This is a genomic window from Nonomuraea sp. NPDC049714 (assembly GCF_044465295.1).
Classification (GTDB): Bacteria; Actinomycetota; Actinomycetes; order Streptosporangiales; family Streptosporangiaceae; genus Nonomuraea.
Window position 1 is genome coordinate 624,725 of the sequence record NZ_JBITLM010000002.1, and the last position, 13,502, is coordinate 638,226.

General features: G+C 70.6%; 14 protein-coding genes. 8 read left to right on the forward strand and 6 right to left on the reverse strand.

The features are described 5' to 3' along the window. Positions 1-85: 85 nt before the first annotated feature. The 3 genes from ACIBQX_RS09820 to ACIBQX_RS09830 all read right to left on the reverse strand — a co-directional run bounded on the left by ACIBQX_RS09820 (position 86) and on the right by ACIBQX_RS09830 (position 2,272). Positions 86-895 carry a YihY/virulence factor BrkB family protein gene (locus ACIBQX_RS09820; protein WP_397002566.1) on the reverse strand — a complete coding sequence of 270 codons (810 nt, stop codon included), beginning with the start codon at positions 893-895 and terminating at the stop codon, positions 86-88. Between the two features lie 162 nt (positions 896-1,057). Continuing rightward, positions 1,058-1,453, reverse strand: a complete 396-nt coding sequence (locus ACIBQX_RS09825; RefSeq protein ID WP_397002568.1) for a YccF domain-containing protein — start codon at positions 1,451-1,453, stop codon at positions 1,058-1,060. Positions 1,454-1,495: 42 nt separating this feature from the next. Continuing rightward, positions 1,496-2,272, reverse strand: a complete 777-nt coding sequence (locus ACIBQX_RS09830) for a TIGR03084 family metal-binding protein (RefSeq protein WP_397003847.1) — start codon at positions 2,270-2,272, stop codon at positions 1,496-1,498. Between the two features lie 240 nt (positions 2,273-2,512). Here ACIBQX_RS09830 and ACIBQX_RS09835 point away from each other — a divergent pair, with 240 nt between their 5' ends. The 4 genes from ACIBQX_RS09835 to ACIBQX_RS09850 all read left to right on the forward strand — a co-directional run bounded on the left by ACIBQX_RS09835 (position 2,513) and on the right by ACIBQX_RS09850 (position 6,043). Beyond that, positions 2,513-2,596, forward strand: a complete 84-nt coding sequence (locus ACIBQX_RS09835; protein ID WP_354532976.1) for a putative leader peptide — start codon at positions 2,513-2,515, stop codon at positions 2,594-2,596. 108 nt (positions 2,597-2,704) lie between these two features. Further along, positions 2,705-4,375, forward strand: a complete 1,671-nt coding sequence (locus tag ACIBQX_RS09840; protein ID WP_397002570.1) for a nitrite/sulfite reductase — start codon at positions 2,705-2,707, stop codon at positions 4,373-4,375. A gap of 166 nt (positions 4,376-4,541) precedes the next feature. Then, positions 4,542-5,270 (forward strand): phosphoadenylyl-sulfate reductase, encoded by a 729-nt coding sequence (locus ACIBQX_RS09845; protein WP_397002572.1) that lies wholly within the window; start codon positions 4,542-4,544, stop codon positions 5,268-5,270. Between the two features lie 23 nt (positions 5,271-5,293). Then, complete coding sequence (locus tag ACIBQX_RS09850) at positions 5,294-6,043, forward strand: sirohydrochlorin chelatase (protein ID WP_397002574.1); 750 nt, start codon at positions 5,294-5,296, stop codon at positions 6,041-6,043. Positions 6,044-6,167: 124 nt separating this feature from the next. Here the strand turns inward: ACIBQX_RS09850 and ACIBQX_RS09855 are convergent, their stop codons facing one another. Continuing rightward, a complete protein-coding gene (locus ACIBQX_RS09855; protein WP_397002576.1) occupies positions 6,168-6,827 on the reverse strand; it encodes a DUF1707 domain-containing protein in 660 nt (219 codons plus the stop codon). A 157-nt stretch (positions 6,828-6,984) separates the two neighbouring features. Here ACIBQX_RS09855 and ACIBQX_RS09860 point away from each other — a divergent pair, with 157 nt between their 5' ends. Further along, complete coding sequence (locus ACIBQX_RS09860; RefSeq protein ID WP_397002578.1) at positions 6,985-8,346, forward strand: ankyrin repeat domain-containing protein; 1,362 nt, start codon at positions 6,985-6,987, stop codon at positions 8,344-8,346. 24 nt (positions 8,347-8,370) lie between these two features. On the opposite strand, the gene ACIBQX_RS09865 is transcribed toward ACIBQX_RS09860, so the two are convergent. Further along, positions 8,371-9,264, reverse strand: a complete 894-nt coding sequence (locus ACIBQX_RS09865; protein ID WP_397002580.1) for a maleylpyruvate isomerase family mycothiol-dependent enzyme — start codon at positions 9,262-9,264, stop codon at positions 8,371-8,373. Beyond that, positions 9,264-9,824 carry a sigma-70 family RNA polymerase sigma factor gene (locus tag ACIBQX_RS09870; protein ID WP_397002582.1) on the reverse strand — a complete coding sequence of 187 codons (561 nt, stop codon included), beginning with the start codon at positions 9,822-9,824 and terminating at the stop codon, positions 9,264-9,266. Before ACIBQX_RS09870 ends, ACIBQX_RS09865 begins: the two co-directional genes overlap by 1 nt. A 147-nt stretch (positions 9,825-9,971) precedes the next feature. Here ACIBQX_RS09870 and ACIBQX_RS09875 point away from each other — a divergent pair, with 147 nt between their 5' ends. Genes ACIBQX_RS09875 through ACIBQX_RS09885 form a run of 3 tightly spaced genes read left to right on the forward strand, consistent with a single transcriptional unit; the run spans position 9,972 to position 13,314 of the window. Then, positions 9,972-10,397: an OsmC family protein gene (locus ACIBQX_RS09875; RefSeq protein ID WP_397002584.1), complete on the forward strand. Its 426-nt coding sequence runs from the start codon at positions 9,972-9,974 to the stop codon at positions 10,395-10,397. 33 nt (positions 10,398-10,430) lie between these two features. Next, positions 10,431-12,551, forward strand: a complete 2,121-nt coding sequence (gene glgX, locus ACIBQX_RS09880; RefSeq protein WP_397002586.1) for a glycogen debranching protein GlgX — start codon at positions 10,431-10,433, stop codon at positions 12,549-12,551. A 43-nt stretch (positions 12,552-12,594) separates the two neighbouring features. Beyond that, a complete protein-coding gene (locus tag ACIBQX_RS09885) occupies positions 12,595-13,314 on the forward strand; it encodes a pyrimidine reductase family protein (protein ID WP_397002588.1) in 720 nt (239 codons plus the stop codon). The last annotated feature ends 188 nt before the right edge of the window (positions 13,315-13,502 follow it).

The window sequence follows — 13,502 nt, forward strand, 5'->3', positions numbered from 1 at the left end:
CCCACCCAATGCGCCAGTCGCGTCGCCTCCGACGATATCGGAAGTGGGCCAGGCTCGATCCTGGAGCCGGGGCGTCCTCGGCCGGCTACCTCGCGCGGCCGACGCCGCCGGAGAGGCGGTCCACCTCGGCGTTGAGGATCGCCCCGATGAGCACGGCCAGCGCGGTGATGTAGAGCCACAGCAGCACCGCGATGGGCGCGGCCAGCGAGCCGTAGACCGAGGCGGGCGAGAACCAGGCGGCCAGCACGGCCCGCAGCACGCCGGCGCAGAGGATCCACAGGAGCAGCGCCAGGATGGCCCCCGGCAGCTCCCGCCACCACTTCGTCCGCACCGGCACGCTCACGTGGTAGAGGACGGTCAGGAAGAGCACCGAGCCGACGATCACCACCGGCCAGTAGAGCAGCTCGATGAGGCCGCCGTACTGCGCCGGCACACCGCTCTTGAGCAGGGTGGGGCCGATGACCAGGATGGGCATCACGATGATGCCGATGACCAGGCCGATCAGGTAGAGGCCGAAGGACATCAGCCGGGTGCGGATGATGCCGCGCTCCTCGCCCAGCCCGTAGGCGACGGAGATGAGGTCGACGTAGACGTACAGGGCGCGCGAGCCCGACCAGAGCGACAGCAGGAAGCCGAGCGAGATGATCGACACCTTGCCCGCGTCGTCCCTCAGCACGTCGCTGAGGAGCGGCCGGACCACACTGGTGATCGTGTCCTCGGTGAACAGCAGGCCGGCCCGGTCGATGACCCAGGCCTCGATCTCCCGCACCTGCTGCCCGCCGATCCAGGTGCCGATCTTGGTCAGCACGCCGATCAGGCCCAGCACGAACGGCGGCAGCGACAGCAGCGCGAAGAACGCCGCCTCACCGGCCAGACCGGTCACCCGGTAGGTCACGCCCGCATTCGTGGTCGCGCGGACAAGCGCCCACGACGTCGTACCGTTGATCCAGCTCAAGCCGGCTCGGGCAGTAGCGGCGAGCCGCCTCTTGGACCGGCTAGGCGCATCCGTGGACGTCATCGCACCCAACGCTGTTTCGCAGTTAGTCGTCGGTTCAGCTTACGTCCCGGACGTCCTGCTCTGGTCGTTGTCGACGATGCGTGCGCCGAGCGGTAGCAACGACACGGGAATCATCTTGATGTTCGCCACGCCCATCGGGATGCCGATGATCGAGATGAACAGCGGGATGGACGTGACCACATGCCCGATGGCCAGCCAGATCCCGGCGACCACGCACCAGATGACATTGCCCAGCAGCGAGAAGACGCCGGCGTCCGGGTCGCGCTCCACGGTCCGGCCGAACGGCCACAACGCGTAGGCGGCGATCCGGAACGACGCCACGCCGAACGGGATCGTGATGATGAGGATGCAGCAGATGATCCCGGCCAGGGCGTAGCCGAGGGCCAGCCAGATCCCGGCGAAGACGAGCCAGATGACGTTGAGGATGGTGCGCATGCTTTCAGCATGTCACCGCGTGTGTCCCCGGCTCATCAGGGATCACCCCGATCGTGGCCCTCGTCCTTCCCCGGGTGGCCCGGCGAACGCCTGGGCGATCCGCATCCACGCCCGTGCCGTCTCGCCGGTGATCCGCAGGGCGGTGTCGGCGACGTGGATGCGCTGCGTGACGGCGAGGCAGAAGTCGAGCATCGGGCCGCTCACCACGTCGGCGGCGTCCTGCGGGCCCGCCGTCCACTCCCCGCCGCCGGGCATGGTGAGCTCGGCCCGCACCGGCCGGTCCGGCACCGGCAGGCCGCGTACGGCGAAGGAGTAGGGCAGGGCCATGAACCCGATCCGCGCGACGTGCCGCAGCCGGTCGGTGGGCTCGCGGGTGACGCCGGCCGCGTCGGCGACGTCCTGGCCGTGGGCCCAGGTCTCCATCAGGCGGGCGGTGACGAAGGAGGCCGCCGACATCTCGATCCCGTACCAGGGCAGGCGGCGGCGCGGCTCGATCGGGGTGAGCGTGCCGATGAGGCGGGCCCGCGCCGTGCCGAACCACGCGCGCAGCTCGGCCGGGGACATCCCGCGTGCCCGCACCGCGAGGTCGTCCACGGAGGTGCCGGTGTCGAGCATGTCGGCGAGCATGGCCTGGAAGGCGGCCGGGTCGGTGGCCGCGGTGCTCGCGGCGTCGTCGAACCAGGCCAGGTGGCTCACCTGGTCGCGGACGGCCCAGCCCGCGGCGGGGGTGGGCAGCTCCCAGTCCGGTGGCCGCAGCCGATCCAGGAGGGTTTCGAGGCTCGCGGTTTCGGCGCGCAGGTCGTCGAGCAACTCGGCCATGAGATCCACGCCCGAAGCCTAACGCGAGCCCTGTTCGGGGAGAATAATGCAGGTGTGATCTGCGAGAACTGCAAGGACCGACGCCACGAGGAGTGCCGGGGCGGCTCCTGGTGCGACTGCCAGCACCAGCCCCCGAAACAGGCCGAGGAGTCCCCGCTGGACTGGCCCCGCCAGGGATGATCACGTCCAGACTGTGGACCCGGTCTTGGACATACCGATGGGCCAGAGTATCTTCTAAGCATGCCAGCGGACCCCATGCTCGTCGGTCGACGCCACGTCGACCTTCTGCGTGTCCGCAGTGCCATCTGTTGCGACGCCCGATAACTGCCGATTTTTCACGACTGAGCGCGTCGCATCTCTCCATTTGTCCCCTGCACTCGATGACGAGGCAGGAGGAACGCTGCGCGCGCCCATAAACCAGAAGGACGCGCAATGAGCACCCCTGCCAGCAGGCATCACAAGCGCCCGCGCGGCGAAGGCCAGTGGGCTCTCGGTTACCGGGAGCCGCTCAACAAGAACGAAGAGCTCAAGAAGAACGACGACGGCCTCAACGTCCGCCAGCGGATCATCGACATCTACTCCAAGCAGGGCTTCGACTCGATCGACCCCGCCGACCTGCGTGGCCGCATGCGCTGGTACGGCATCTACACCCAGCGCAGGCCCGGCATCGACGGCGGCAAGACGGCGATCCTGGAGCCCGAGGAGCTCGACGACCGCTACTTCATGATGCGCATACGCATCGACGGCGGGCAGCTCGACCTCCGTCAGCTGCGCACGATCGCGGACATCTCCAAGGACCACGCCAGGGGCACCGCCGACCTGACGGACCGGCAGAACGTGCAATTGCACTGGGTCGAGATCGAGTCGGTGCCCGACATCTGGGAGCGGCTGGAGGCCGTCGGGCTGTCGACCACCGAGGCGTGCGGCGACACCCCGCGCACCATCCTGGGCTGCCCGGTGGCCGGGATCGACGCCGATGAGGTGCTCGACGCCACCGACGACATCGCCGGCATCAAGCCGTACATCGGCGACCCGGCCTTCTCCAACCTGCCGCGCAAGTTCAAGACCGCGCTGAGCGGCTGCCCGGCGCACTGCACCGTGCACGAGATCAACGACGTGGCGTTCGTGGGCGTGGTCAACGAGCAGGGCGAGAAGGGCTACGACCTATGGGTCGGCGGCGGGCTGTCGACCAACCCGATGCTGGCCAAGCGCCTGGGCGTGTTCGTCCGGCCCGACCGGACCGGCGACGTCTGGGCCGCCGTGGCCGGCATCTTCCGTGACTACGGCTACCGGCGGCTGCGGCACCGGGCACGGCTGAAGTTCCTGGTCAACGACTGGGGCGCGGAGAAATTCCGCGAGGTGCTGGAGACCGAGTACCTCAAGGAGGCGCTGCCCGACGGACCGGCCCCGGAGCTGCCGCGCGCCAACCGCCGCGACCACGTCGGCGTCTTCCCCCAGAAGGACGGCAACTTCTACGTGGGCTTCGCCCCCCGGGTGGGCCGCCTGGACGGTGACAAGCTGCACGCCATCGCCGACATCGCCGAGCGGCACGGCTCCGGCCGGGTCCGCACCACGATCGAGCAGAAGATGGTCATCCTGGACGTCGCTCCCGATCAGGTCGACTCACTGGTGGCCGAGCTGGAGGCGGCCGACCTGCAGGTGAACCCGTCCACGTTCCGTCGTCAGACGATGGCCTGCACCGGCATCGAGTACTGCAAGCTGGCCATCGTCGAGACCAAGGCCGCCGCCTCCCACCTCATCGACGAGTTGGAGAAGCGGCTGCCGTCGTTCGACCAGCCGCTCACCATCAACGTCAACGGCTGCCCCAACTCCTGCGCCCGCATCCAGACCGCCGACATCGGCCTGAAGGGTCAGCTCGTCCTGGATGAGAACGGCGACCAGGTCGAGGGCTACCAGATCCACCTGGGCGGCTCGCTCGGCGTCAGCTCCGGCTTCGGCAGGAAGGTGCGCGGCCTCAAGACCACCGCCGAGGCGCTGCCCGACTATGTGGCGCGGGTGGTGACGCACTTCGACACCCAGAAGAAGGAGGGCGAGACCTTCGCCGACTGGGTGCAGCGCGCGGACGAGGCGGACCTGAAATGACCACCCGCGCCGTTCCCTTCCACTGCCCCTACTGCGGAGACGAGGACCTGGAGCCCTACGAGGAAGCGGCCGACGCCGCCAGGTCCCATGGCTCCGGTGCCGGCTGGTACTGCCGGGCATGCTCCCGCGCCTTCAAGCTGAAATTTCTCGGAATCGGAGTGAACATATGACGCTCGTCGACATCGAGGTCGGATTGGGGCAGCAGCGGAGCACTCTCGACCTGCAGGACATCGTCGAGTCCGCCGCCATCTTCCTGGAGGACGCCTCCGCCCGCGAGATCATCCGCTGGGCCGCGGCCACATTCGGGGACCGGCTCTGCCTGACCTCCTCGATGAGCGACGCCCTGCTCATCGACCTGGTCAGCCGGGTCAAGCCGGGCGTGGACGTGCTGTTCATCGACACCGGCTACCACTTCGCCGAGACGATCGGCACCCGCGACGCGGTCCAGCAGGTGTACGACGTCAACGTGATCAACGTCAAGCCGTCGCGCACGGTCCAGGAGCAGGACCGCGACCTCGGTCCCCGCCTGTTCGGTCGCAACCCTGACCTGTGCTGCTACCTGCGCAAGGTGGAGCCGCTCAACCGCGCCCTGGAGCCCTACCTGGCGTGGATCTCCGGCATCCGCCGCGACGAGTCCACCAGCCGTACCGGCACCAAGGTCGTCGAGTGGGACGCCAAGCGGCAGATGGTCAAGGTCAACCCGATCGCCAAGTGGACCCAGGAAGACGTCGACAACTACATGTCCGACAACGGGGTGCTGATCAACCCGTTGCACTACGACAACTACCCCTCGATCGGCTGCGCCCCGTGCACCCGCCAGGTCGCCGAGGGCGAGGACCCGCGCAGTGGTCGCTGGGCCGGGCTGGGGAAGGTCGAATGCGGCATTCACCTGTAACTCCCAGCCGGTGGCCCGTCCCGTTGGCAGACGGGGCGGGCCAGGGCGGCGTTCCGCTGGTGGCGGTGGCGCACGGGTCGCGTGATCCGCGCGCCGCCGCGACGGTGGAGGCGCTGCTGGACGAGGTACGGCGGGCGCGTCCGGGGGTTCCGGTGCGCACCGCCTACCTCGACCATTCGACCCCGACGCTCGCGCAGGCGCTGCACGGCCTGCGGGAGGCGGTGGTGCTGCCGCTGCTGCTGACGGAGGCGTACCACAGCAGGGTGGACCTGCCGGCGGCGCTCAACGAGGCCAGGGCGCGTGAGCCGCGGTTGCGCGTGCGCTACGGCACGACGCTCGGGCCGCACCCGCTGCTGTCGGCGACGCTGGAGCGGCGCCTGGCCGAGGCGGGCGTGCCGCCCGGCGACCCGGACACGGCGGTGGTGCTGGTGTCGGCCGGTTCGAGTGACGCCCGCGCGAACGCGGTCGTCGCCCGGATGGCCCGGTCGTGGGGCCGCGGCTGGTGGGCCGTGACGCCCGCCTACGCCTCGGCCGCGGTCCCGGCGCCCGAGCAGGCGGTCGCCCTGCTCAAGCGGGCGGGCGCGCCGCGCGTGGCGGTCGCCCCCTACCTGCTGGCTCCGGGCTACTTCGCCGACAAGGTGCGGCGCGCCACCCTGGAGGCCGGCGCCGACGTGGTCGCCGACGTGCTGGGACCGGCGCCCGAGCTCGCCCAGGTGCTGCTGGAGAGGTACGAGGCGGCCCTGGGAAGCCCGGCGACCCTCGCGGCGTCGTAACCCGTGACCTGACCCCTGCCGGGGCTCAGACGGCCATCAGAGCGGCGGCGTGGGTCAGTGGCCGGTTCCAAGGCCGATCCAGCGCCCTTCAGCGCCGCCCATTCAGCGCCCCTTCAGCGCCCCTTCAGTGGCCGATGGAGCGGCCGCTGTCGCGCCAGTCCTCGCCGTGCAGCTCCCGCCAGTGCTCGCGCCAGGCCGCCCATCGCCGCTTGAGCGGCTTGACACGGGAGTCGCCGAGGACCTTGACGTCGCCCATCACCGCGTAGGCGCGCACCCTGACGACCGGCGCGCTGGTGCCGGGCATCGCCTCCTGCACGTCGACGCGCTTGTCGCCCATGATGGCCATGCCGTCGAGGTCGACGTTGACGCCGTCGGGCACGATGATCTTGACGTCGCCCATCACGGAGACGGCCAGGATCTCGACCGTGTCGGTGCGCACCTCGGCCTCGCGCAGGTCCAGCAGCACGTCGCCCATCACGGCCACCGCGCCGAGCTCCTGGTCGATCCGCCAGGTGCCGCGCCGCTTGGTGTCGCCCATGACGCCGACGAACCACCGCCGCTTGCCGCCCTCATGCCGCTGCGCCGGGGTGGGCGCCGGGGCGCCCTCCGGCAGGTCCTGGGTGAGCAGGGCGAGCTCGGCGTGGGTGGTGGCGGTGTAGGCCGCCTCGGTGCGGTCGGTCAGCTCGGCGAGCGTCAGCCTGCCTTCGACCGAGGCCTCACGCAGCTGCTCCACGACGGCTTCCCGCTCGGCGTCGGAGGCTCTTACCTCCCCAGGGTCACTCATACTCGCAACATATCGCGTTTCCCGCCGAACGAGGTCCTCCTATGGGAGGAATCACCATCAATCAAATGGATTGAACCCTTATCGGCGTCAGCCACGTACCAGCGATCGGGGCCCGGCCTGGTCCCGCGGCGCGGCCGGGCCAGGCTAGGGTCCTTTTATGCATGAGGAACAGCTCTACCGTGCGGCGTTGAACGGCGAGTCGGAGAAGGTGAGCGAGCTGCTCGCCCAGGGCGCCGACCCCAATCTCGCCAGCGAGGCAGGCGAGGACACGGGCGACGGCGGCCTGCCGCTGTGCGCCGCCGCCGCCACGGACCGGGTCGAGGTCGCCCAGGCGCTCCTGGCCGCCGGGGCCGAGGTGGACGGCAGGGAGGCCGGCGGCTGGACCGCGCTGCTCTGGGCCGCCTCCAACGGCAACACCGACACCGTCAGGCTGCTGCTCGAAGCCGGGGCCGACGTCGACGCCGCCAACGAGGGCGGCGACACGCCCCTGACGCTGGCCGCCAGGCGCGGCTCGCTCGGCGTCGTGCGCGAGCTGCTGGCGGCCGGGGCGGACGCGCAGAAGTACGACGGCGACGGCGACCTGCCGCTCGACATCGCCTCCGACTGGGTGGGCGTGCACCTGGAGAGCGCGCTGCTCGACCAGATCGCCCAGGACGACTGGGAGTACGTCGTCGCCCGCCAGTTCGCCAAGGACGGCACCGAGCTGGTCACCGTGGCGGGCCGCTCGCCCGACGGTTCGCAGACGGAGCAGGTGCAGGCCCAGCGCGGCCACGCGGCGATCACGACCCTGCTGGAGGAGGCCACCGACGTCTTCACGCCGGTCGACGAGCTCGTGGCCCGCGCCCTGGCGCACCGCGACATCGACGAGGACGCCGAGACGTGGTGGGTGGTGGCCGACACGCTGATCAAGCGGGCCGACGACGAGACCTACGAGGCGCTGACCTGGCTGTGCCTGAGCGAGGACGCCCGGCGGCGCGAGTTCGGGGTGGACGCGATCGCCCAGTTCGGCGTGACCGAGGATGAGAAGCCCTATCTCGAACGTACGCTCCCGCTGCTGCAGAAGATGACCACCACCGAGAGCAACCCGCAGGTGCTCCGCTCGGTGCTGTCCGCGCTCGGCCACCAGGGCGACCCGCGAGCCCTGCCGCAGGTTCTGGACCTCATCGGCCGCGAGGGGCACCGGCGGACGATGACCGACCCGATCGCGCTGGCGGACGTGCTGCCGCCGGACCACGCCGAAGGCCTGGCCCTGCTGATCGAGATGACCCGCGACGAGGAGGACGAGGTCCGCGACTGGGCCACGGCCGGCCTGGCCGGGCTCGACGCCGACACCCCGGAGCTCAGGCAGGCCCTGGCCGACCGCCTGGACGACGGCGACCTGCGTACCGTCGCCGAGGCCACCCGCGGGCTGGCCGCACGCGGCGACGCCCGCGCCGAGCTGGGCGTCAAGCGCGTCCTGGCGGAGTCCGACGACGAGTACGCCCGAGACCTGGTGACCGAGCCAGCCCCCGAGGCCTGACGGGCGCGCCCTCCCTGGGGGCGGTCAGGGGCCGGAGAGGGCGGGGGCGGTGGTGAGGATGTCGCGCGCCAGGGCGACGTCGCCCGCCAGGGCGGCGTCGAAGGTCCCGGCGTCGCCGCGGCCGCCCAGCAGGAAGCAGAAGGCCACCACGTCCGCCGTGATGCGGGCGTCCGGCTCGCCGGAGGCGGCGGCGTCCTCGACGCCGAGCGCGAGGTGCCACGCGCCGCCGCCCGGCCCGGTGAGCTCCAGCAGGAGCGTCCGGCCCGACGCGTCGTGCCCCGACAGCAGCATCGTCCAGGGCAGGAGCCTGGCGCACATGTCCGCCGTCGGGTGGATGTGCTCGGGGATCGGGCGCGGCAGGCGGATGCGCGCGGTGCGGGCCGCGTCGTCGGTGTGGATCCACGTCTCCAGGGCCCTGGCCAGGATGTGGTCCGACACGGGGCCGTTCAGGCCGTCCAGGGCGGCGGGCGCGGAGGCGGGCAGGTTCGCCAGGTGGCGGCACAGGGCGTCGGCCTGGGCCCGCCAGTCCCTGCGCGTCTGCTCGGGGCTGCGGGCCCGCTCGTAGGACTGCACGTCGGCCGTACGAGAGGCGGAGTCGCCGGCGGTGAGCGGGGGGCCGAGCACGGGCGCGCCGACCGAGGCCGCGAGCAGGCCGTCCTTGGCCGCCAGATGGGCGACGAGCTCCTGCAGGGTCCAGCCCTCGACGATGACGCGCGACCAGTCGTCGTCGACGGCCGCGGCCAGCAGCGCGTCCATGGCGGCGACGCGGCCCGCGTACGGGCTCGCCCAGTCGGCCGTGGGGGCCGCCGGCCTGCGCCGTGCCCTGGCCCCGGCCAGCAGTTGCGGCCGCAGCGACCGCTTCGGCTCCTCGGGGTCCTCCAGCAGCGCGTCCACGTACAGACGCTCGAGCGGATCCATCACACCTCTTCCTGTGCCAGCGCGTCCGCCAGCCGGCGCAGCGCCAGCCGGATGCGCGACTTGGCCGTGCCCTCGGGCACCCCTAACTCCTCGCCCACCTGGCGGTAGGTCCTGCCGCCGAAATAGGCCAGCTCGACGACCTCGCGCAGCCCGCCGGGCAGCGCCTCGACGGCCTGCCGTACCCGCCGAGCCTCGTCGGCGTCGAGCACGACGTCCTCCAGCTTGTCGGGATCGCGCTCGAAGAGCCGGGGGCCCAGCACCGAGACCCGACGGCGCTCCTCCGCCCGGACGTGGTCGACGGCGCGGCGGTGCGCGATGGTGGCGAGCCAGGCCCGCAGCGTGCCCCGTTCGGGGTCGTAGGCCAGCGGGCGTTCCCAGAAGACCAGGAACACCTCCTGCGTGATGTCCTCGGCGATCACCCGGTCCCTGGTGACCCGCAGGGACAGACCGAAGATCAGCGAGGCCAGCCGATCGTAGATCTCCCCGAGCGCGGCCTCGTCGCCGCCGACCACCCGCTGGTGCAGCAGACGGTCGTCGTACGGCGCCTCCACTGGCACCACACTCCCGTGATACGGACCTGGGCGGCGAGTGTGCCGCGAACCGAGCATGCCACTATTCGCCGGAAAACGGCAGACGGATGCCGGTGCACAGGTACGTTGCTCGATCGAGATAATGTCGGAAGTCCGCTAACCAGAAGGAGAATCACCATGGCGACGACTCGCACCGCGACCACGCAGTGGAAGGGCGCTCTGCTCGACGGTTCGGGCACGGTTTCGCTCGACAGTTCCGGTGTCGGCACCTATGAGGTCTCCTGGCCGTCCAGGTCCGAGGCCGCCAACGGCAAGACCTCGCCCGAGGAGCTCATCGCGGCGGCCCACTCCTCGTGCTTCTCCATGGCGCTCGCGCACGGTCTGGCCGGCGCCGGCACCCCGCCCGAGTCGCTGCAGACCAGCGCGGACGTCACGTTCCAGCCGGGTGAGGGCATCACCGGCATCGTGATCACCGTGAAGGGCCAGGTGCCCGGCCTCACCGCCGAGCAGTTCCAGAGCGCCGCCGCGGATGCCAAGGCGAACTGCCCGGTCAGCAAGGCCCTGTCGGGGACGACGATCACGCTGAAGGCCGAACTGCTCTAGTAAGGCCCCGATCGCATGCGACAATCAAGTCACATGCGCGAAGTCTGGCCGGGCGAACCTTATCCACTCGGCGGCACCTGGGACGGCGTTGGCACCAGTTTTTCGGTGTTCTCCGAGGTGGCCGAGCGAGTTGAGCTGTGCCTTTTCCACGATGACGGCTCCGAAGAGCGGGTCGATCTTCCTGAGGTGGATGGGTTCGTCTGGCATGGCTACCTGCCCGGCATCATGCCGGGCCAGCGCTATGGCTATCGCGTGCACGGCCCCTACAACCCGGTGCTCGGGCACCGGACCAACGCCTCCAAACTGCTCCTCGACCCTTACGCCAAGGCCGTCGACGGGGAGCTGACCTGGAACGAGGCGCTGTTCCCCTACCACTTCACCGATCCGTCGCGGCTCAACACCGCCGACAGCGCCCCCTACATGCCGAAGAACGTGGTCATCAATCCGTTCTTCGACTGGGGCAACGACCGGTCCCCGCGGACCCCGTACCACGAGAGCGTCATCTACGAGGCGCACGTGCGGGGGCTGACGATGCGCCACCCCGGCGTGCCCGAGGAGCTGCGGGGCACCTACGCGGGGGTGGGGCATCCGGCGATCATCGACCATCTGCTCTCGCTCGGGGTGACGGCGGTCGAGCTGATGCCGGTGCACCACTACATGCCCGAGCACTTCCTGGTGGCGCGGGGGCTGACCAACTACTGGGGCTACAACACGATGGCCTACCTCGCCCCGCACGGCGGCTACTCCGGCTCCGGCACGCGCGGCGAGCAGGTGCCCGAGTTCAAGGCCATGGTGAAGGCGCTGCACGAGGCGGGGATCGAGGTGATCCTCGACGTCGTCTACAACCACACCGCCGAGGGTGACCACATGGGGCCCACCCTCGGTTTCAGGGGCATCGACAACGCCGCCTACTACCGGCTCCACGACAACGACCGGCGCTACTACCTCGACTACACCGGCTGCGGCAACTCGCTCAACGTCCGCTCGCCGCACGCGCTGCAGCTGATCATGGACTCGCTGCGCTACTGGGTGCTGGAGATGCACGTCGACGGGTTCCGCTTCGACCTGGCGTCGGCGCTGGCCAGGGAACTGCACGACGTCGACCGGCTGAGCGCCTTCTTCGACCTCATCCAGCAGGATCCGGTGATCTCGCAGGTCAAGCTGATCGCGGAGCCGTGGGATGTGGGGCCCGGAGGCTACCAAGTCGGAAATTTCCCGCCTTTGTGGACGGAGTGGAACGGGAAATACCGCGACACCGTGCGAGATTTCTGGCGGGGCACCCACTCCGCGCTGCCGGAGTTCGCCTCGCGGCTGACCGGGTCGGCCGACCTCTACGAGACCTCCGGCCGCCGTCCCGTGGCCTCGATCAACTTCGTCACCTGCCACGACGGCTTCACCCTCACCGACCTCGTGTCCTACGACCGCAAGCACAACGAGGCCAACGCCGAGGACAACCGCGACGGCACCAACGACAACCGCTCCTGGAACTGCGGCGCCGAGGGCCCGGTGGAGGATCCGGAGATCGTCCGGCTCCGCCACCGCCAGCGCCGCAACTTCCTGGCCACGCTCTTCCTGTCGCAGGGCGTCCCGATGCTCTCCCACGGCGACGAGATCGGCCGCACCCAGCGGGGCAACAACAACGCCTACTGCCAGGACAACGAGATCGCCTGGATCGACTGGTCGCATCTGCGCACCGAGTCCGACCTGCTGGAGTTCGTCCGCCTGCTGTCGAAGCTGCGCCGCGAGCACCCGGTCTTCCAGCGCCGCCGCTTCTTCCACGGCCGCCATCCCGACAACGGCAAGCGCGACCTGGTCTGGCTCACCCCCGGCGGCACCGAGATGACCGCGGGCGACTGGCACGTCAGCTACGCCAAGTCGCTGATGGTCTATCTCAACGGCGAGGCCATCACCGAGCCGGGGCCGCGCGGCGAACGGATCACGGACGACTCGTTCCTGCTGCTGATCAACGCCCACCACGAGGACATGACGTTCACCCTGCCCGGCGGGGCGTTCGGCGGCGCCTGGCTGCCCGTGCTCGACACCAACGACGAGAGCTGCGACAACCTGTACGTCGACGACGCCTGGCAACCCGGTGACCTGGTCGCCGTCACCTCCCGCTCGCTGCAGGTGCTGCGCCAGCCCCGGGCCCAGTAGGTCGTCGCAGTAAGTTGTCGCAGGGGTGTGCCAAGGTAGAGGGGTGCGCCGGATCCATCCCGACATCGAAGACAACCCGGACATCGAGCAGGCCTACGCCTACCCCGGGGACCGACCGTGGCTGCGCCTCAACATGGTGTCCAGCGTCGACGGCGCCGCCTGGCTGCAGGGGCTGTCCGGCGGGCTCTCCAGCAAGGGCGACAAGCGCGTCTTCGGGGTCCTGCGCGGGCTCGCCGACGTCATCATGGCGGGCGCCGCGACGGTCAGAGCCGAGCAGTACGCCGCCGTCAACCCGCGCGAGTCGTGGCGCGAGATCCGGGCGGGCAGGCCGGCCGCGCCGCCGCTCGCGGTCGTCAGCCGGGGCCTCGACCTCGACCTGACCGGCCCGCTGTTCACCGGCGTCAGCCGGACCATCATCGTGACCTGCGCGAGCGCCCCCGCGGCCCGGCTCAAGGCCGCGGCCGAGGTGGCCGACGTGATCGTGGCCGGCGACGAGGGCGTGGACCTGCGGACGGCCGTGGCCGACCTGCACGAGCGCGGCCTGAGCCGGATCCTGTGCGAGGGCGGGCCGCGGATCAACGCCCAGCTCGCGGCGGCCGGGCTGGTCGACGAGCTGTGCCTGTCGGTCAGCCCGCTGCTGCTCGGCGGCAGCGCCGCGCGCATCCTCGACGGCGAGCCGTCGCAGGTCAAGCTGGAGCTGAGGCAGGTGCTGGAGGAGGAGGGGGTCCTCTTCTGCCGCTATACGAGGGAGCAGAGCCGATGACAGACCCGACCATGCCACCGCAGGCGGAAGACCTGCCTCCTGCCGAGCCGCCGGTGGAGGCCGTCACCGAGCCTCCGGTGGAGGCCCTCGCGGAGCCGGCGGTGGCGGCGGTCGCGGAGCCGGCGGGCGGACGGAAGAGGAAGGTCAAGGAGCCCGAGCCGATCCCGGAGCTCGACCTCCCGGTGCGG

Excerpts from the sequence above, each read along its gene's own strand:
- ACIBQX_RS09830 (WP_397003847.1), bottom strand. The coding sequence starts at position 2,272 with ATGGCCGAGTTGCTCGACGACCTGCGCGCCGAAACCGCGAGCCTCGAA.
- ACIBQX_RS09860 (WP_397002578.1), top strand. The coding sequence starts at position 6,985 with ATGCATGAGGAACAGCTCTACCGTGCGGCGTTGAACGGCGAGTCGGAG.
- ACIBQX_RS09825 (WP_397002568.1), bottom strand. The coding sequence starts at position 1,453 with ATGCGCACCATCCTCAACGTCATCTGGCTCGTCTTCGCCGGGATCTGG.
- ACIBQX_RS09875 (WP_397002584.1), top strand. The coding sequence starts at position 9,972 with ATGGCGACGACTCGCACCGCGACCACGCAGTGGAAGGGCGCTCTGCTC.
- ACIBQX_RS09845 (WP_397002572.1), top strand. The coding sequence starts at position 4,542 with ATGACGCTCGTCGACATCGAGGTCGGATTGGGGCAGCAGCGGAGCACT.
- glgX (WP_397002586.1), top strand. The coding sequence starts at position 10,431 with ATGCGCGAAGTCTGGCCGGGCGAACCTTATCCACTCGGCGGCACCTGG.
- ACIBQX_RS09855 (WP_397002576.1), bottom strand. The coding sequence starts at position 6,827 with ATGAGTGACCCTGGGGAGGTAAGAGCCTCCGACGCCGAGCGGGAAGCC.
- ACIBQX_RS09840 (WP_397002570.1), top strand. The coding sequence starts at position 2,705 with ATGAGCACCCCTGCCAGCAGGCATCACAAGCGCCCGCGCGGCGAAGGC.
- ACIBQX_RS09865 (WP_397002580.1), bottom strand. The coding sequence starts at position 9,264 with ATGGATCCGCTCGAGCGTCTGTACGTGGACGCGCTGCTGGAGGACCCC.
- ACIBQX_RS09835 (WP_354532976.1), top strand. The coding sequence starts at position 2,513 with ATGCCAGCGGACCCCATGCTCGTCGGTCGACGCCACGTCGACCTTCTG.